Genomic DNA, 17,877 nt, shown 5'->3' with positions numbered 1-17,877 from the left:
TCCACTCCTCTATGCACTCCATAGTTTGGTAATGACTTCATCCTGAACCTTGGCATGATGTTTCATCGTGATGAGACTGACAAGAACGTACGCAGCGAACGACAACAGCACCGGCATAACGACCGTATGCATTCCGAAAGCATTCGGCATGAATGAATGGAATACAACATAGCTTCCGACCCCGGTGATGATCGAGGCCATTGCTCCGCCTGCATTGCCTTTTTTCCAATACAGGCCCATAATCACCGGCCAGATAAAGGCCGCCTCCAAACCGCCGAAGGAGAATAAATTCAACCAGATCAGCAGCTCGGGCGGATTGACCGCCATAGCAAAGACGAGCAGACCGATAACCGTCGTGACACCGATACTGATTTTTTTGATCGTCCGGTCGTCCGCCTCGGGCTTCACATAATTCAAATACACATCCTTAACGACAGCAGAGCTGACCAGCAAAAGCAGCGAGTCCACCGTCGACATAATCGCTGCCATCGGGGCAGCAAGTACAATTCCGGCGAGCCAGGCCGGCAGCACTTCCATCGCGATTCTCGGCATGACCGTGTCTCCGACTTCTATACCTGGAAGGACAGAGCGGGCAAAGACACCCGTCAAATGCATGCCGAGCATAATGAACCCGACAACAACCGTACCAATCAACAAAGCGCGGTGCATTCCTTTCGAACTTTTATATGACATTGCGCGCACCGCCACCTGCGGCAGACCAACGACACCGACACCGACTAAAATCCAGAAGGAAGACACATAAAGCGGTGTGAGTGACTGATCCGCGCCATACGGGGAAATCAAATTCGGATTTTCCGCTGCCAGATCCGACATGATCGGTCCGATTCCACCGCCTGCAATGATGGTCCCGATCAAAATGATGAGCGTCCCGAAGAACATGACGACGCCCTGGACGGTATCGGTAATCGCTACCGCGCGGAAGCCGCCGATAATGACGTAGACGAGTACAGAAACAGCAAAAATGAATAACGCCGCTGTGTAGGAAAGCCCCGTTAATGACTCGATCAGCCGGGCGCCGCCCACCCACTGGGCCGCCATAGCCGAAAACAGAAACAGGATAATACTGAGCGCTGACAAAATGACGACCCATTTATTTTGATAGCGTTCTTTCAGAAAATCGATCAGCGTTACGGCTTTGATTTTCCTTGCCATAATAGCGAATTTCTTTCCAAGTACCGATAAAACGAAATATCCTGTAGCAAGCTGTGTCATGGAAAGGAGCACCCAGCCGAGACCCATCGTATAAGCGACACCGGGTCCGCCAATAAAGCTGCTCGCGCTGCCGTATGTAGCAATCATCGTCATGGCAAGGATAAACCCACCCAGCTGCCGGCTGCCAAGGAAATACTCCTGCAGGAAATTGGATGTGGTTTTCAAATGGTTCGATGCATAAAAGCCGATACAGAAAATAATAACGAGAAAAACTAAAAGGGGGACAACAACTGCCCAGTTCATGATTCATCCTCCTCATCCAGCGGGACTTCCCTATAAAAATACTTCACAGCAAGAATTACGAGAAGAATGATGACAACGGTCGTTACCACACAACTGTAAAAGAACCAGTCCGGCAGCCCGAAAATATAATTGTATTCCGAAACCGGTTTTGATCCGAGCCCGTACGCCGAGCCGAACCACATGAGGAAGTTAAGGATGACAAGGCCGACGCCGATCAGCGCTTCCCTGTCGGCCACCCGGTACCGCGGGTCATCCTCGAAGGTTTTTTTCTCTTTCATATAGATCCTCCTTTATCTAATACCGACATCCTGTTTCACTAAAGAAACCTTTCCCCATCGACAATTTTCAGATATATTTGAATTGAGAGATTATTATTAACCATAGCATGGACCGCTGAGATGCACATTAGACATCAGGACCACTTTCAGGATCAACCCATGTACACAATGTAAAAACATACAGGAGGTTGATTTTTCTATGTCCCCTATGATGTTTACGGTACACGACATGCTGATGCGCCCCCAGTTCCAGCATGCTTCCATTCTGGCCGGCCGCGGTGGTCTGGAGAAGACTGTTTCCTGGGCGCACATCCTTGAATTGACGAAAGTGAAACACCTGCTTCACGGCAGTGAATGTGTCATGACGACAGGGATCGGATGGGGAAAGGAATTGCAGCATGCCCGTTCCTTCCTTGAACAGCTTATCGAAAAAAAAGTCACCTGTCTCTGCATAGAACTCGGTGATTATATCAACCAGCTTCCCCCTTCACTCCTGCAGCTGGCGGATGACCATGACCTTCCCGTCGTCGTCTTTGACAAGGAAGTCCGGTTCATCGATATATCCAAGGATATCAACCAGCTGATTCTACAGTCCTCCCGGCTCATGCCCCGTCAGGAAAACTGGGTGAGCCGGTGGCTGGAGGACACAATGACGGATAAAGAGGTGCTGCCCTACCTCCAGAAGACCATCGGAAAAAATGAGGCACGGGGGATCCCCTGCTTGTTGACGGGATATGATGACAGCATCCCCTATCAGCGGGACATTTTCCAATCCTTTTTTCAAAAGGAAGGCTTTCATCCACTCCCGCTTCAGCATCGGGACGAACTCGTCCTTCTCCTTCTGGATGAACGGAAACAAGACGTTCCAGAACGGCTGTTCAGATCTTTGCAGGTGATGAAGGAAAAAGTACGCAGTATGTATCATACCATCAGCTATGGACCATTGTTTACAAACCTATCAGAAATCCCCAGGGCCATGCGGTGCACACAGGAAGCCGCCCATATCCAAGCCGCTTTTCAGCTTGAAATTCCGTTTTATGAAAAACTCCATCCGTGGCGGCTGATCGTGGAAGATGATAAGCAGGGACGCCTTGAATCTTTCATTCAGGACACTCTCGGAGATGTTCTTTCCTATGATGAATCTCATGACACCGAACTGTTGGAGACCCTCCTGGCATATCTGGAAAGCTATGGTTCTAAAAAAGATACGGCGGAGCGCCTGTTCATTGTCCGGCAGACCCTTTATCATCGGATACAGAAACTGGAGGAAATCCTGGGACCTCACTTTCTCCGCTCCGAACAGCGGGTAGCCCTGGAAATGGCTTTACTCGGCTGGCAGTACATACAAAGCCCGGTCCGCTCCTGACAGCGGGCCTTTTTGCAGGTCACTTTTTCTTATCCACCCCTCACCTTTCCAAAACAGCGGTTCGCCGGTATGATGATTACAGAATAGCCAAACCACGCTTATACTAAAATTAGTTCCAAAGCGGCAGGAGGGAGCAGTGAGCCATGAAAGTGAGTATTGACGTGGATGAAAACCATCCGGAAACAAGCATTACAATCCACTGCAGTCAAGTCGATGATACAGTGAAGGAAATCCTCGATTTCCTTCATGAAAGAAAACAGGATTTTGTTGTCGGAAAAAACGGTGAAAGCCAGCATATTCTCAAGCCGGAGCATATCCAGTTTTTCCGATCCGAGGATGAGGCTGTGTTTGCCTATACCAGAGACGCCTCGTTCAAGGTTAAGGACAAACTTTACGAATTGGAGCGCTCCCTTCCTTCCCAGCGGTTTGTCAGAATCTCCAAGTCCGTCCTCGCCAACCTATATGAAATGAGCCGGTTTGAGCCTTCATTTAACGGCACCCTCTGCGTGTATTTCAAATCAGGAGAAAAAGAATATGCATCCAGACACTACGTGGGGAATATCAAAGAGATGCTGAATATGAACAGGAGGGACAGCAGATGAAAACATTTCTAATCAGAAGTGCAGGGGGCATTTTCTTCGGAGCCTTCTTATCCACCGTCATTGTTTATGCGCTGATCTTTTTCGGAGACACGCCTGTCCTGGACAGCGGTGACTTCGTTAAAAATTCTATGGCGGCCATGGCGGCGGGCTGGTTGTTTGCTGTCAGCCCGTTATACTTCGAAATCCAGTCATTCCACCTTATCCAGCAGACCCTTCTTCATTTTTTAACGGTAACTCTCGGCTATTACCCGCTGGCGATTTATGCCGGATGGCTGACCCTGACCTTAGGAAGCTTCCTGATTTTCACGGCTGTGTTCCTCGTCATTTATGCAGTGATCTGGACAGGTTTTTATTTCCATTACCGAAATGAAGCGGAAGATATGAATGAAAGCCTCGATCAGCTTTCTTAACAAACAAATCGGTTGCACATAAAAGCGTCTTTTGTATAATAGGATTATCCTGAAGCGGAAAGGAGGGCTTTTTTGAAGAAGTTACAGCCGTTGTTCATGCTGATATGGATGGTGGGCCTGGGCCTTATGCTTTCCCATCCGGATCTGTCCCGCATCCCTGTAAAAGCAGATCTTCAGGAAAGCCCCACGGTGACGGAGGAGGAGCCTTCACTTGAAGAAGAGCCATCGGCTGTGGATGGAATCTTTTTCACCGGCTCTGCCCGGACGGATCACCGGATCGCCCCGCTTTCCCTTACGGATGCTGCGTGGAATACGGGCAGACCCACATGGCTGACGACAATCTTTTACCAATCCAATTACTTATCACCCTTTCCTTTTTGATGAACCCATATCAAAAAAGTAAAGGGGGACCACCAATGTTTTGGTTCAGAATGATTATGATCGGCCTGTTTTCTTTAACAGCCTTGTCATTATTTACGGTTCAAGGAACGGAAATGTATCACGCCTTCATGGAACTGTTCAACCATAAACAGCGATAAAAGAATGCCTCTCCCTTTGCATGGGAGAGGCATTCTTTTATTGGTCCGGGTATGTTTGTTTCAGGAAAGTGATCGACTGTCTGATCAGCTCCTGCAGAACATCCGTATCGATATCCTCCAGCTTATTGACATAGACACAGGCTTTCCCCGATTTATGCTTCCCCAGCTGCTCCAGAAGTTCGGCTCTTTTATCATCCCCTGTTGCGAAGTAAAGACTGTGCCGGGCTTTTCGGGGAGAAAAACCGACGAGTGGTGCATCTCCTTCATGGCCGGTAGGGTACTTGTAATGATAGGATCCAAAACCGATGATGCTTGTTCCCCACATTTTCGCCTCATATCCGCTGGTTTCTGTAAAGATATCGAGGAGACGGTAGGCATCTTCTTTCTTCTTTTCTGATTCCACCTCTTCAATAAACTCTATGACACTGCGGTCATTCTGCTTTGTTTTCAATTCATACCCCATGCATTTTCCCTCCTTCATCTTCTGCTTCTATTCTAACCCTATTTCCACGTCTTCGTGTAGAAATCCTCTCTATTCCTTCTTCCATTAAAAATTTACCGGTTCCTCCTATTCATCACAGAGACCCGCCTGAGATTACATAAAGAAAAAAATCATAATCTCTCTGACCCTGCGCATGCTATTTATAAAATAGGACAGAAAAGGAGAGGACTTGATGGAGAATCATTCAGAAAACAGCCGGTCCCCTTTAACAACTCCAAAAGAACAGCCCCATCCTCTCTTTTTCTCTCTTCGTGAAAATGTGGCTCATATCCAGGAGCAGTTGGGTTTCAGCTCGGATCTGGCTGTTCGGTGGGTGATGATTAATGAGACAGCATGCGCCTTTCTCTTCATAGACGGTCTGGTGGATAAAGATACGATCCATGATTATATCATGAGCTCCCTCATGCTAGATATGCCTGTAGAAGCATCCAGTTCCGACCAGTTGTACGACCGGATCAAAACGGTTTCCCTCCCTGTAGGTGAGTTATTGGAGACCGATGATTTCCGTCCATTATTTTCTTCCCTGTTGAGTGGAGAAACCATCCTTCTTCTTGAAAATGAAAACAGAGCCCTCCTGGCGAATACGAGAGGATGGCAGGACCGGGGTGTCCAGGAGACAACCTCTGAAGGGGTCATCCGCGGACCTAAAGAGTCTTTTAATGAGACCCTCCGTACCAATACGGCTCTGTTGAGAAGAAAGATTAAAAATCCAAAGCTCCGGATGGATGGGAAAACCATCGGCAGACTTTCACAAACGGACATTGCTGTAGTTTATATCGAAGGGCTGGCTGAAGAACAGGTGGTAAAGGAAGTGCACCAGCGTCTGGATCAAATCGACGTCGACAGCATTTTCGAAAGTGGCTACATCGAAGAATATATTCAGGATGCCCAGTACTCTCCCTTTCCAACGATCTATTACTCAGAAAGACCAGACGCCATTGCTGAGGGCATAGCGAAAGGCCGGATTGCAATTGTCATCGATGGGACACCGGATGTCCTTTTGGTCCCTGCTTTATTTATCCATTTCTTTCAATCCAGTGAAGATTATTATCAACGAGCGGATATCGGCTCCCTCCTTCGGTTGCTGCGGCTCGTCTGTTTCACCATTGCTTTATTCACACCATCCCTGTATATCGCATTCATTACGTTCCACCAGGAAATGATTCCGCCTACGCTGCTGGTCAGCTTAGCAGCCCAGCGCGATGGCGTTCCCTTTCCTGCATTCTTTGAAGCGCTCATTATGGAATTGACCTTTGAGATTTTGCGGGAAGCCGGTGTACGGCTGCCTAAGCCCGTAGGTTCAGCTGTATCCATTGTAGGGGCTCTCGTATTGGGACAATCCGCTGTCCAGGCCGGGCTCGTGTCTCCCGCCATGGTTATTGTCGTAGCCATTACAGCGATCAGCAGCTTTGTGTTCCCTTCCTACAATATTGCGATCCCAATACGAATGCTGCGTTTTGTTTTTATGACTCTGGCAGCGACATTCGGCTTATACGGGATCATTCTAGGATTAATCGCCATGGTTCTTCACCTCTGCAGTTTACAGTCATTCGGGGTTCCTTACATGTCCCCGCTTGCTCCAATGATCCCGAAGGACCAAAAAGATGTGCTTCTTCGTTTGCCTCATTGGAAGCTGTTCACGAAATCCGCTGCATTGACGAAAGACTATAAAGGTTCTAAACACGGCGGAACGAAGGAGAAGCAGTCATGAAAATTCCAACGATGAGAGCTGTTGTATCAGCGATGATCTGCCTAGCCATGCTGACCGGCTGTTGGAACAGCAGAGAGCTGGATGAGCTGGGGATTGCGGTTGCTACCGGGATTGACAAAAATGATCAGGGAGAATATTTGATCACCGTCCAGGTCATCAACCCGTCCGAAGTCGCTACGGAGGCTCCGACCACCCGGCCCCCTGTCTCCACCTATACCATTACAGGAGAGACGCTGTTTGAAGCTTTTAGAAAGCTTTCGATTAAAACACCAAGGAAAATATACTTATCTCAAATGAGACTTGTCGTCATCGGTGAATCACTAGCAGAAGACGGGATCATGCCTGCCCTCGATTTTTTATACAGAGACCATGAATTTCGCCCATCCTATTATATAACCGTTGCCAAGAATGCCTCGGTGGAGAACATCCTAAGTGTTCTTACGCCTTATGAAAAAATCCCTGCAAACAAAGTGATGAATTCGATTGAGAACGCGGAGAGCCATTGGGGGGTCACGACAGGCGTACACATTGATACCTTGATTTCCAAGATACGGAGCCCCGGTGAGGAAGCTGTTCTCGGAGGTCTTCTATTAAACGGGGAGGAGGATGTAGGTAACCGGATGTCCAACGTTGAACAGGCGGATGCACCGACAACACTGGAGCTGGACGAAACAGCCGTCTTCAAGGAAGACAGACTTGCCGGATGGTTAACAGAAAAACAAAGCTTAGGATTCAACTTTATAACAGGGGAAGTCAGCAGTACCATCGTGACCCACCCTTGTGAGAATGGTGAAACATCGAGCGTGGAACTCCTCCGTTCAACATCGTCCATTACAGCAGAGATGGATGGAGATACTCCGAGCATTTCCGTATTGATTGAAGCGGAGGGGAACATCGGTGAAATGAACTGTGATATCAGTATTGGGGAGCCCGAAGGCATTGATCAGATCAATCTAGCACTGGAAGAAGAAATCGAAACCATCGTCCAATCAGCGATTGTTGCTGCACAGAGTGATTTTGAAAGCGATATCTTCGGATTTGGTCAGGCGGTTCACCGGTATGAAAAAAATGATTGGAAAACCTTAGAAAGCGAATGGGACGAAGTATTCAAAGATGTCCGTGTGCAAGTAGATGTCAAAGCAGAGGTTCGCTCAAGAGGAAATTCATCGCGACAGATCGATAAGAAAGGATAAGCTTATGTGGCCAATCATCGGGATCATTTTCGCCGCCTCCGTCATTTTTTCACTCCAATTCCCAGGAATTTGGAAAAAACAGAACAAGAAAGAAATCGCGTGCTTCATAATCGCTTTGCTAACAGCTGTGACCATGAGTATATGGGAAGCCAGGGGGATGAATGTTCCCAACCCACTTGATTATGTTAAAGCTTTTTATGCATGGATTTTTTCCTGGTTTGACTTTTAAAGGAGGTCGAACGTATTGAATCAGCCAGCCATCAGCCCAAGACAGTTTATGTTTATTGTCATTTTCTTCACCATTGGCAGCTCCATTTTGATTGTGCCTTCCCCTATTGCGTCAGCTGCGAAGCATGACGCATGGGTTTCTGTCCTGCTTTCCATCCTGGTTGGGGCCTCTCTTGTCCTGTTCTACATTTTGGTTTGGAAAAGCCTGAAGGGGAAGTCTTTTGTCCAGGCCTGCACCTTCGTGTTCGGTGCATGGCTTGGTCGATTATTCAGTTTCTTTTATCTTGCTTTCCTTTATATTTTATCCGCTCTCGTCCTAAGGAACATCGGTGATTTCATGACGACCCAGATTATACCGGAAACTCCCCTGACATTTATTCATCTGTTCTTTTTACTCGTCGTCATTGTGGGCTGCTATCTCGGAGTAGAAACCATCGGACGATCTGCTGAAATCTTTATGCCGTGGATGATACTGCTTTTTTTGTTTCTTATATTTTCGATCAGCCCTCAAATGAATATGGATCATCTCCGTCCTTTTTTCGACAGTACCAGCAAGGAGATTATCGATGGATCAACGGTGATGATCGGCACGCCTTACCTTGAAATGGTCGCGCTCCTGATGGTGATCCCTTATGTCAAAGAAAGTCCCAAAACAGCTCACGGATGGTTCATCGGCAGCATGATTGGTGGTGGATTTCTGTTTCTCATAACGATCCTGAGTCTTTTAGTACTCGGAAGTGACTTAACCTCACTGAATGCCTATCCAACCTATAATGTAGCTGAGAAGATAAACATCGCAGGCTTTATGGAAGGGCTGGAAATCATCATCGCCATTATTTGGATGATTACGATTTTTTTCAAACTGACGGTCCTCTATTATGCCTCTTCCGTTGGTATTGCCCAATTCCTTAACATCGACAATCATCGGATCCTCCTCCTTCCACTGGGCATGGGAATGATTGTCCTGTCTTTGGTCGCCTATCCGGACATGGCCTACTATGAAAACTTTGTCGCTGACACATGGCTGCCTTATGCAGTCACCCATGGCTTTCTGCTTCCCCTCTTTCTCTGGGGAGGCTTACAGATTAAAAATAGAGCACAGAAAAATACCCTTTGACAGGCATGTTCACCACCTCCCCCCCCATATGATGAACGACGAAAAAACCCGGCATCCATATGTGCCGGGTTTTTTAAACTGATCAACTGACATCTTTCAACGCAGGCAGAGGCCTTTTGTAATCTTCCAAATGGCTGGCATCCATCTCTTCCGTAATCTGCTGGATGTCCAAGATCATATCCGTCAGCTGTTGAACTTCTTCCCCCATCGTTTGGATTGTTTTCAGCTGTCCTTTTGACACATCTCGAATATGATCGTTCTGGATTTTCCCCTCTTTTATAAAAGATAAAAGCTGTTCAAACGAACGGGATAACCCATCTGCTGTTACTGTCAGGTTTTCGCCAAACGCTTGGATTTCCTTTGCTTCACCCTTTACGTGCTGTGACTGCTTGAGAATATCCTTGAAGTTCGTCTCCATCTCGTCTAAATGCTTCTGGCTCGCAGTCATACGTTCCATTCCTTCACTTGAACGCTGATCAGCCTGATGAACGTAATGCTGGATGGTTTCCACGATCTCAAAGATTTTCCTTGTCGAAGCTTCCGACTGTTGAGACAACCGTTGTACCTCGGCCGCTACCACACTGAATCCCTTGCCATGTTCTCCTGCCCGAGCCGCTTCAATGGAAGCATTCAAAGCAAGCATCCTTGTATTTTCTGTAATGGATGCGATGTCTTTCGTAACCTGTGAAATACTTTCCGACGACGTGCTTAACAGCTGGACGGTTTCATTCGTTTGCTGAATGCTTGATTCAGTTTGGTTCAACTGATCCATAATCTGATGCAGCGAATTTTCCCCTACCTGGGTAACCCGGGCCGTCTGTGCCGCCTGGTCCAGGACCCCATGAAGGTTTTGATTCATGCTTTCCACGGCCTCATGCATATGCGAAAGGTCGTCAGCATTCTTCACCGCTTCTTTGACCTGAAGATCCGTGTTCTCATGACGTCGCTCTATTAAATCTTCCAACTCTTTAAAAGAATCGCTCGAGCTCTGGGAAGAACGGTTTAACAGCTGGACCGTATCCTTAAGGGCAGCACCCACGGTTTGAAGCTGTTCCATCAACCGCTTGGTTTCTTCCTGCTTTTCATCCGACAGGGCCTTCAATTCCTGGACGTGCCGGTTTTTCAAGACAATCTGATAGGTAGTCCCTGCACTTGTCAGCAGGAGATAAACCCCATGCAGCGCGAACATAAACCACGTATAATCTGACGTTCCATAGAAAAATTCGGTACCTGTAAACATAGCACCGAAGTGAAACAAACCAAAAACAATCGTCATCAAGCCAAGCAGCGCCACCCGGTCATAAAAGGCGGCAAGAGCAACAACTAAAAAGATGGAAAAATGGTAAACGACCATCCCTTCCCCGTTCGTGATCATGCCGATACTGATAAACGTAAAAAGAAGCGCGTGTATCCACGGCAGCGCCTGATGGGTCTTATTTTTGTAATAGAATACGGAAGATAATATAAACAGCAGCAACGGCACCACCATGTACATGTACAGATACGGCGTGTAGGCACTGAAATCCGCAGCTGACCAATGGTGCATCCTATTTCTGTGAATGAGATGAATCAAAAACATCAAAGCCAATCCCACCGCTGAAAACAACAACATCGTTCGATTTTTTTTATGTAACACTAGCCTCTTCCTTTCTACCTGGTCCTTATTCTCTAATATCGACCAAATATAGAAAATTTTCACTTTTTTGAACAAAATATTTTACCTTGATAAAGAATAACAGCCTCTGAAAGAACTTCATTCCCTTCCAGCACTCATCTGAAACTTTTATCCTAAACCAACACCCTGAACCTTCCTTGCAATAGAGCCTTTATACCCATGAAGAAGCTGAACAAATTTTTTTGAACCCAATTCTTCTTTTCATCCGTATACAATACAAAAGGAGGAGATCGTATGTTCAAAAAATTATTAGCTAGTGTCGGTGTCGGAGCCGCCAAGGTGGATACCCAGCTGGAAAAGGATCAATTCATCCCGGGTGAAGACGTTCACGGTAAGGTCGTTATTCAAGGGGGAGACGTGGAACAGTCGATTGACGCCATTCATATCTTTTTAATGACTGAAGCTGTCCGCGAGGTGGATGACCGTAAAGTGAAAGAAGAAGTGTCCCTGCAGAAATACGCACTATCCGGACCAATCACGGTTCAAGAGGGAGAGACAAAGGAAATTCCTTTTTCCATCCAAATCCCCTTCCACGTTCCGTCTTCTCTTGGACGACGTCTTCCGATATGGTTTGAAACCGGACTTGATATTCCGAGAGCACTTGATCCAGAAGACCGCGATCCGGTCACCATTGCTCCCCATCCATACATTCAAACCATTCTGGAGGCGCTGGAAAACCAGCTCGGCTTCCGATTAAGAAAGGTCGAGATGGAATATTCCAAACGGCACGGGTATGTACAGGAATTCGAATTCGCACCTGGCGGAAACTACCGCTCCTACCTAGATGAACTGGAGACCATTTTCTTCCTTAATGAAACCCATGTCGAAGTCATGCTTGAAGTAGACCGCCGTGCCCGGGGACTTGGCGGATTATTCGCTGAAGCGCTTGAAATGGATGAAAGCCGTGCGTCGCTGACGCTTACAAAAGAGGAGCTGACGGGGCACCCTCAGACCGTTGCCCGCCGTCTTCAAGAAACGATTGACCGTTATAAAAAATAAAAAGAAGGGTGGCAGGAACAATCCTGCCACCCTTCTTTTAAGATCCTCTGAAAAAGGATATCCTTCGTATTCATCAGCCTTAGAAATGAAGGACTTCCAACGCCCAGAACTTTGGAGGTATGATCAAATAGTTCAGATAATCCGTCCAGGTGTCCTGCTTTTTTTGTGCATCAGCGGTTTCCGGAACGTTCGTTACGTAATCCGTCTTCTCTTCCAACTGATAGTATGTCAACGGCGTGCCTTCTTCACTGCTGATCGTCACTTTCCCGTTGTCATCTACCGAAGCTTCCACCCCTTCCCCTTTCAAAGAGGTATAGGGAATCTCTCCCGGTAGAATATATTCGTCCTTATTGTCTCCAAGGAGATCCTCTTTTGGGACGAAGGATGTTTCATAATTTTCAAATCCGTAGTCCAGGAGTTTTTCCGTATCGGTGTACACTTGATCTTGATACGGTGTCTTCATTGTGATGGCGATGAAATCTGTGTCTTCACGGGATGCTGTCGTTGCCAGCGTAAAGCCGGCTTGTGGAACAAAACCGGTTTTACCGCCTGTGATGCCTTCGTACGGGTTTTCACGGAACAATTTATGATGGGTATATAACGTGGTTTCCCATGATTCTCCCGTCCAGTCCATGGTTTTGGTTCCGAAGATTTCCATAAAGGTTTCATTCTGCATCGCGTACTGGGTGATTAAAGCGAGATCTCTTGCTGTTGTCGTATGCTGACCATCATAGAGACCGTGCGGATTGGTAAAATGGGTCTTCTCCGTTCCGACTTTTTCTTGTAGGAAGACACTCAACTCTTCAGAAAAGCTGTCTACACTGCCGCTCATATGCTCAGCTATAGCCGTCCCGGCATCATTCCCTGAGTTGATCAGCAGTCCCTGGACAAGCTTTTTTAGAGAAACCTGCTCCCCTTCCATTAGGAAAACACTCGATCCGCCTGTATTCCTCGCTTCTTCACTAACCGTCACCTGATCTTCCGGGTCTCCGTTTTCCAACGCATAAATCGCTGTGGCGATTTTAGTCAGACTAGCGGGGTACATCTCACGGTCGGCGTCCTTCTCATAAATGACCTTCCCGGTGTTTGCTTCCATTACAATTGCTGATTCACTAAGAATATCAGGAGAATCAGGTTTAGTCTCCCCATACACGGTGGTAATAGAGAAATTGGCAGCTAGAAGGATAAGTGTCAATATAATTGTAAGCTTTTTCAATCGAATGTCTCCTTGTTCATTTGATTAATTTCGACATTTTTCTGCAATTGCTTACAATTATATCTTGAAATCATTGAATACCCAGATAAAATACATAGATTTAATTGAAATGTAACCCCCATGTAAATTTTCTAACTAATCTATGAATAAGAGGTAAATGCTTACAAAAATTCATTTTTCTATTAAAAAAAAACCTGGGAGGACTACAATCCTCTCAGGTCTTTTCACTTTACAGGGAACGGCGCAGGATATCCCGGACACTTTCCTTGTCCAGTTCTTTATACGTGCCGACCCCCGGCTTGATGAATGTTTTCTCAACGATGGAATCAAAGTCTTGATCGTCAATATCGTAATCTTTTAAAGTGGATGGAGCGCCGAGGGAGTTCCAGAACTCCCTTAAGGCTGCCGCCCCTTCTTCAGCCAGCTGGGTATCCCCTTTTCCTTCAGGGTCGATACCGAAGACGTTGACGGCCAGCTGCTTCACGCGGCTTGGATCTTCTTGGAGCACGTGCTCGAGCCAGTTTGGGAACAAGATGGCCAGACCGCCGCCATGGGGAATATCATATACTGCTGAGAGCGCATGTTCGATGCGGTGTGTCGCCCAGTCGCCTCCATCGGTTCCATTGGACAGCGTACCATTGAAAGCTGTCGTACTTATATACATCATTGTTTCGCGGTACTCATAGGACTGCTGGTTTTCCATCAGTTTAGGTCCATATTCAACAGCTGTGCGAAGCAGCGATTCGATAAACCCGTCGATCATTGGTGTATTCGGAGTGCGGTGGAAATAGTGCTCCAACGCGTGAGACATACTATCGACAATGCCGTACACTGTCTGGTGTTCCGGTACAGAAAATGTATAGGAAGGATCCAGAATCGAGAACGTCGGGAATACGTGCGGCGATCCCCAGCCAAGTTTATCTCTTGTCTCCCAGTTTGTGATGACAGATACCGCATTCATCTCCGAACCAGTTGCGGCCAGCGTAAGGACGGTACCAAACGGAAGCGCCTTTTCGACAGGAGCGCTGCCGGTAATGAGATCCCAGGCATCTCCATCGTACTGTGCACCAGCTGCGATTGCTTTTGTACAGTCAATCACACTGCCTCCGCCGACAGCCAGTAGGAAATCAATCCCTTCCTGCTTACAGATCTCCACACCTTTTTGTACCGTCGTTAAGCGTGGGTTGGGCTCCACACCGGAAAGTTCATAAATGTCGGAATCAAGAGATTTCAGCATGCCGACAGCTTCATCGTACACACCGTTCCGCTTAATGCTTCCGCCGCCATATACCACAAGCACTTTCGACCCTGTAGTGATTTCCTTGCCCATCTGCTCGATCTGGCCTTTGCCGAAGTACAGACGAGTCGGGTTATATTGTAAAAATTGATTCATCATTTTCACCTCTTATGTAATAAATAGATTCACGAGTATTGTACCATCCCCTTCCCTCTGAGACGAACCATCCGCCTTTGTTTCTTTATTCAACCTACAAAAACCAGAAGAAACCGCTGCCGGTTTTCTTCTGGTTTAATCCTCTTACCTTATGCGATGACAACCTTTTTTGGGTTGGCCAGCTTTCGGACCAGTGGCAGCCGGGAGAGATCCATATTCCCGCCGCTCAAAACAACGCCGCACTGCTGCTGTTCAAATGTGTGGCATGTTTGGAGAAGGCCGGCAAGCGCTGTGGCACCAGCCCCCTCTACAAGGGTTTTCTCCCGTTCAAGCAGCAGAAGCATCGCCTGGGCGATTTCATGTTCTTCCACGGTGATGACCTGGTCCACGTATTTCTGGATACACGTATACGTTAACCTTCCATGCTCTTTCACGGCAATGCCGTCTGCGATTGTGGAAACAGACGTCAGTTTTTCCGGTCCTTTCTTATAAAGCGCATTATAGGTGGATGGTGCTTTAGCTGATTGAACACCGATCACCGTAATGTCCGGTTTCAGCTGTTTCGCAGCAAAAGCGACGCCGCTGATCAGCCCGCCTCCTCCGATTGGTACGAAAAGGCGTTCAAGATCCGGCTGCTGCTGAAGCATTTCCACAGCCACCGTAGCCTGACCGGCCATGACTTCATAATCATCAAAGGGATGAAGGAAAGTCGCTCCGGACCGTTCCTGTTCGACCCGTGCTGCCTGATAAGCTTCCTGAAAGGATTCACCGGTAAGGACGACGGATGCTCCGTAGCCTTCCGTTGCTTCCACCTTCGCCTGTGGTGTTCCTTCCGGCATGAAGATTTTTGCCGTAATTCCCCGCTTCGCTGCAGCAACCGCCACCCCCTGGGCGTGGTTGCCTGCGGATGCGGCAATGACTCCACAGGCGGCTTCCTCTTCCGTTAGGCAGGCAACTTTATAGGAAGCTCCCCTGACTTTAAACGCACCGGTTTTCTGTTGATTTTCCATCTTCAAATAGACGTGATGCCCTGTCCGTTCATCAAAGGTTTTTGACGTCTGCAGCGGCGTGCGGTGCACAACCTCCTGCAGCTGTTCCTGTGCATCCATTACTTTAGCCAGCGTTAAGAAATCCCCAACGTCTTCACTCCTTTTTGTTTTTCTTCAAATTGGTCGATCTTATCTTCGTAAGTCAGCGTAACGGCAATTTCATCCCAGCCATTCAAAAGCATTTCTTTGTGATAGGGCTGGATATCGAATGCCACTTCGAAACCGCCGCCATCAATCGTCTGTGCCTCAAGATCCACGGCCACTTCATAAGCCTCCGCTTCCGCCTTTTCCATCAGCTGATCCACAACAGGCTTCGGCAGTTGAATGGGAAGAATCCCGTTTTTGAAGCAGTTGTTATAAAAGATATCAGCAAAACTCGGAGCTATGACGACACGGAAACCATAATCCTGGATCGCCCATGGGGCGTGTTCCCTGGAGGACCCGCATCCGAAGTTCTCTCCCCCTGCTAAAATCGAGGCTCCATCATACTTCGGACTGTTCAGGGAGAAGTCCCCGCGTGGAGAGCCGTCATCATCAAACCGCCAGTTGTAGAAGAGGAACTGACCAAATCCCTGACGCTCAATCCGTTTTAAAAACTGTTTTGGAATGATCTGATCGGTATCGACATTCGATCGATTCAATGGGTAGACCAGACCTTTGTGCTGTTTTAGTGGTTCCATCTGTTCACCCTCCTACCGCACTGGCATATTTTCTGACGTCTACAAAACGGCCTTCAAGAGCTGCTGCCGCTGCCATTTCCGGGCTGACAAGATGGGTACGCGCCCCGTTCCCCTGACGGCCTTCAAAGTTACGGTTCGATGTTGACGCACACCGCTCACCCGGTGGAACGATATCATCGTTCATCGCCAGACACATGCTGCAGCCGGCATCGCGCCATTCAAATCCGGCAGTCAGGAATATGGTGTCCAGGCCTTCGGCTTCTGCTGCATCCTTTACTGATTTGGAGCCAGGGACAACAAGAGCCCTGACCCCTTCGTGGACACGGCCGCCACGGACGATTTCAGCCGCCCGGCGCAGATCGCTCAAACGGGAGTTTGTACAGGATCCGATAAACACGTGGTCAACAGGTATGGATTCGATTGCCTGATTCGCCTCAAGGCCCATATAATCCATTGCCCGCTCAATGCCGTCACGGTCATCCTCCACCTGCTCCGGATCGGGGACACGTCCGCCGACAGGAACACATTGAGAAGGGTTGGTCCCCCATGTAACCTGGGGCTCAATTTCATCAGCATGGATGGTAAGGGTCTGGTCGTATTCCGCCCCTTCATCCGATGCCAGTGACAGCCACTGCTCCTTGACTTCTTCAAAATCTTCTCCTTCAGGTACGTAACGCTTCCCACGGAGATACTCGACTGTGGTCTCATCCGGTGAAATCAAACCAGCACGTGCGCCCGCTTCAATCGACATGTTACAGACCGTCATTCGTTCTTCCATCGTCAGATTACGGACCGCTTCGCCCGTGTATTCTATTACATGGCCGGTACCGAAACGGACGCCATATCGACCGATGATCGCCAGAATCAAGTCCTTGGCTGTCACTCCTGTGCCCAAAACTCCCTCCACATGAACCTGAAGGGTTTTCGGCTTGGCCTGCCAGAGAGATTGAGTGGCCAGCACGTGCTCCACTTCACTCGTGCCGATTCCAAATGCGAGGGCGCCAAAAGCCCCGTGTGTAGAGGTATGACTATCTCCACAGACGATTGTTTTGCCCGGCTGGGTTAACCCAAGCTCCGGACCGATGACATGGACGATGCCTTGGTCCGGGTGGTTGATATCCGCCAGCCGTACTCCAAATTCCTTACAGTTTGTCTCGAGTGTTTCCATCTGTTTCTTGGAAACTTCATCCTTGATGACGTTGCGGTGGATGGTCGGCACGTTGTGATCCATCGTAGCAAACGTACGATCCGGCCGCCTCACTTTCCTTCCGCTCATGCGGAGCCCTTCAAACGCCTGGGGAGAGGTCACTTCATGAACCAGATGCAGGTCGATGTAGAGAAGATTCGGCTTCCCTTCTTCTTCGTGGACGACATGCTGATCCCAAATTTTTTCAACAATGGTTTTTGGTTGACTCATTCCGTTCCGCTCCCTTCTTTTCTCTG

Annotated in this window: 18 protein-coding genes; 9 read left to right on the top strand and 9 right to left on the bottom strand. The window is 48.0% G+C overall.

What is annotated here, in order from left to right:
• Window positions 1-9: 9 nt before the first annotated feature.
• On the bottom strand, window positions 10-1,476 hold the full coding sequence (panF, locus tag QMA39_RS00200; protein ID WP_027953626.1) for a sodium/pantothenate symporter: 1,467 nt from the start codon (window positions 1,474-1,476) through the stop codon (window positions 10-12).
• On the bottom strand, window positions 1,473-1,754 hold the full coding sequence (locus QMA39_RS00195) for a YhdT family protein (RefSeq protein WP_281657655.1): 282 nt from the start codon (window positions 1,752-1,754) through the stop codon (window positions 1,473-1,475). Before QMA39_RS00195 ends, panF begins: the two co-directional genes overlap by 4 nt.
• Window positions 1,755-1,953: 199 nt before the next feature.
• On the opposite strand from QMA39_RS00195, the gene QMA39_RS00190 reads away from it, so the two are divergent.
• The 5 genes from QMA39_RS00190 (at window position 1,954) to QMA39_RS00170 (ending at window position 4,671) form a co-directional block, all read left to right on the top strand.
• Window positions 1,954-3,120, top strand: coding sequence for a PucR family transcriptional regulator (locus tag QMA39_RS00190; protein ID WP_281657654.1), 1,167 nt, complete (start codon window positions 1,954-1,956; stop codon window positions 3,118-3,120).
• 143 nt (window positions 3,121-3,263) lie between these two features.
• On the top strand, window positions 3,264-3,722 hold the full coding sequence (locus QMA39_RS00185) for a LytTR family DNA-binding domain-containing protein (protein ID WP_027953623.1): 459 nt from the start codon (window positions 3,264-3,266) through the stop codon (window positions 3,720-3,722).
• A complete protein-coding gene (locus QMA39_RS00180; protein ID WP_206931814.1) occupies window positions 3,719-4,132 on the top strand; it encodes a DUF3021 domain-containing protein in 414 nt (137 codons plus the stop codon). Before QMA39_RS00185 ends, QMA39_RS00180 begins: the two co-directional genes overlap by 4 nt.
• A gap of 72 nt (window positions 4,133-4,204) precedes the next feature.
• A complete protein-coding gene (locus QMA39_RS00175; RefSeq protein WP_281657653.1) occupies window positions 4,205-4,513 on the top strand; it encodes a hypothetical protein in 309 nt (102 codons plus the stop codon).
• Between the two features lie 35 nt (window positions 4,514-4,548).
• Window positions 4,549-4,671 (top strand): hypothetical protein, encoded by a 123-nt coding sequence (locus tag QMA39_RS00170; protein ID WP_277988067.1) that lies wholly within the window; start codon window positions 4,549-4,551, stop codon window positions 4,669-4,671.
• A gap of 37 nt (window positions 4,672-4,708) precedes the next feature.
• Here QMA39_RS00170 and QMA39_RS00165 read toward each other — a convergent pair whose 3' ends face one another.
• On the bottom strand, window positions 4,709-5,134 hold the full coding sequence (locus QMA39_RS00165) for a DUF1801 domain-containing protein (protein ID WP_206931810.1): 426 nt from the start codon (window positions 5,132-5,134) through the stop codon (window positions 4,709-4,711).
• A 211-nt stretch (window positions 5,135-5,345) separates the two neighbouring features.
• Here QMA39_RS00165 and QMA39_RS00160 point away from each other — a divergent pair, with 211 nt between their 5' ends.
• The 3 genes from QMA39_RS00160 to QMA39_RS00150 all read left to right on the top strand — a co-directional run bounded on the left by QMA39_RS00160 (window position 5,346) and on the right by QMA39_RS00150 (window position 9,422).
• Entirely contained in the window at window positions 5,346-6,884 is a 1,539-nt protein-coding gene (locus QMA39_RS00160) for a spore germination protein (protein WP_206931808.1), read from the top strand.
• The gene (locus QMA39_RS00155) at window positions 6,881-8,077 is read left to right on the top strand and encodes a Ger(x)C family spore germination protein (RefSeq protein WP_206931807.1); all 1,197 of its coding nucleotides are present in this window, start codon (window positions 6,881-6,883) and stop codon (window positions 8,075-8,077) included. Before QMA39_RS00160 ends, QMA39_RS00155 begins: the two co-directional genes overlap by 4 nt.
• A gap of 244 nt (window positions 8,078-8,321) precedes the next feature.
• Window positions 8,322-9,422, top strand: a complete 1,101-nt coding sequence (locus QMA39_RS00150) for an endospore germination permease (protein ID WP_281657652.1) — start codon at window positions 8,322-8,324, stop codon at window positions 9,420-9,422.
• 82 nt (window positions 9,423-9,504) lie between these two features.
• On the opposite strand, the gene QMA39_RS00145 is transcribed toward QMA39_RS00150, so the two are convergent.
• Complete coding sequence (locus QMA39_RS00145) at window positions 9,505-11,058, bottom strand: methyl-accepting chemotaxis protein (RefSeq protein WP_281657651.1); 1,554 nt, start codon at window positions 11,056-11,058, stop codon at window positions 9,505-9,507.
• A gap of 273 nt (window positions 11,059-11,331) precedes the next feature.
• On the opposite strand from QMA39_RS00145, the gene QMA39_RS00140 reads away from it, so the two are divergent.
• Window positions 11,332-12,096, top strand: a complete 765-nt coding sequence (locus tag QMA39_RS00140) for a sporulation protein (RefSeq protein ID WP_281657650.1) — start codon at window positions 11,332-11,334, stop codon at window positions 12,094-12,096.
• 79 nt (window positions 12,097-12,175) lie between these two features.
• Here QMA39_RS00140 and QMA39_RS00135 read toward each other — a convergent pair whose 3' ends face one another.
• From QMA39_RS00135 to leuC, 5 genes are all read right to left on the bottom strand, one after another.
• The gene (locus QMA39_RS00135; RefSeq protein ID WP_281657649.1) at window positions 12,176-13,312 is read right to left on the bottom strand and encodes a D-alanyl-D-alanine carboxypeptidase family protein; all 1,137 of its coding nucleotides are present in this window, start codon (window positions 13,310-13,312) and stop codon (window positions 12,176-12,178) included.
• 229 nt (window positions 13,313-13,541) lie between these two features.
• Entirely contained in the window at window positions 13,542-14,705 is a 1,164-nt protein-coding gene (locus tag QMA39_RS00130) for an iron-containing alcohol dehydrogenase (RefSeq protein ID WP_281657648.1), read from the bottom strand.
• A 149-nt stretch (window positions 14,706-14,854) separates the two neighbouring features.
• The gene (gene ilvA / locus QMA39_RS00125; RefSeq protein WP_027953613.1) at window positions 14,855-15,814 is read right to left on the bottom strand and encodes a threonine ammonia-lyase; all 960 of its coding nucleotides are present in this window, start codon (window positions 15,812-15,814) and stop codon (window positions 14,855-14,857) included.
• A 14-nt stretch (window positions 15,815-15,828) separates the two neighbouring features.
• Window positions 15,829-16,434: a 3-isopropylmalate dehydratase small subunit gene (gene leuD, locus QMA39_RS00120; protein WP_206931797.1), complete on the bottom strand. Its 606-nt coding sequence runs from the start codon at window positions 16,432-16,434 to the stop codon at window positions 15,829-15,831.
• Between the two features lie 4 nt (window positions 16,435-16,438).
• Window positions 16,439-17,851 (bottom strand): 3-isopropylmalate dehydratase large subunit, encoded by a 1,413-nt coding sequence (gene leuC / locus QMA39_RS00115; RefSeq protein WP_281657647.1) that lies wholly within the window; start codon window positions 17,849-17,851, stop codon window positions 16,439-16,441.
• Window positions 17,852-17,877 lie beyond the last annotated feature (26 nt).

It is taken from the genome of Halobacillus sp. Cin3, from assembly GCF_947311855.1.
Lineage (GTDB): Bacteria > Bacillota > Bacilli > Bacillales > Halobacillaceae > Halobacillus > Halobacillus kuroshimensis.
This window is presented reverse-complemented; position numbering and strand designations above follow the sequence as displayed.

Excerpts from the sequence above, each read along its gene's own strand:
- QMA39_RS00170 (WP_277988067.1), top strand. The coding sequence starts at position 4,549 with ATGTTTTGGTTCAGAATGATTATGATCGGCCTGTTTTCTTTAACAGCC.
- QMA39_RS00155 (WP_206931807.1), top strand. The coding sequence starts at position 6,881 with ATGAAAATTCCAACGATGAGAGCTGTTGTATCAGCGATGATCTGCCTA.
- leuC (WP_281657647.1), bottom strand. The coding sequence starts at position 17,851 with ATGAGTCAACCAAAAACCATTGTTGAAAAAATTTGGGATCAGCATGTC.
- QMA39_RS00140 (WP_281657650.1), top strand. The coding sequence starts at position 11,332 with ATGTTCAAAAAATTATTAGCTAGTGTCGGTGTCGGAGCCGCCAAGGTG.
- QMA39_RS00190 (WP_281657654.1), top strand. The coding sequence starts at position 1,954 with ATGTCCCCTATGATGTTTACGGTACACGACATGCTGATGCGCCCCCAG.
- QMA39_RS00165 (WP_206931810.1), bottom strand. The coding sequence starts at position 5,134 with ATGGGGTATGAATTGAAAACAAAGCAGAATGACCGCAGTGTCATAGAG.
- panF (WP_027953626.1), bottom strand. The coding sequence starts at position 1,476 with ATGAACTGGGCAGTTGTTGTCCCCCTTTTAGTTTTTCTCGTTATTATT.
- QMA39_RS00195 (WP_281657655.1), bottom strand. The coding sequence starts at position 1,754 with ATGAAAGAGAAAAAAACCTTCGAGGATGACCCGCGGTACCGGGTGGCC.
- QMA39_RS00185 (WP_027953623.1), top strand. The coding sequence starts at position 3,264 with ATGAAAGTGAGTATTGACGTGGATGAAAACCATCCGGAAACAAGCATT.
- QMA39_RS00160 (WP_206931808.1), top strand. The coding sequence starts at position 5,346 with ATGGAGAATCATTCAGAAAACAGCCGGTCCCCTTTAACAACTCCAAAA.
- leuD (WP_206931797.1), bottom strand. The coding sequence starts at position 16,434 with ATGGAACCACTAAAACAGCACAAAGGTCTGGTCTACCCATTGAATCGA.
- QMA39_RS00180 (WP_206931814.1), top strand. The coding sequence starts at position 3,719 with ATGAAAACATTTCTAATCAGAAGTGCAGGGGGCATTTTCTTCGGAGCC.
- QMA39_RS00130 (WP_281657648.1), bottom strand. The coding sequence starts at position 14,705 with ATGAATCAATTTTTACAATATAACCCGACTCGTCTGTACTTCGGCAAA.
- ilvA (WP_027953613.1), bottom strand. The coding sequence starts at position 15,814 with ATGGATGCACAGGAACAGCTGCAGGAGGTTGTGCACCGCACGCCGCTG.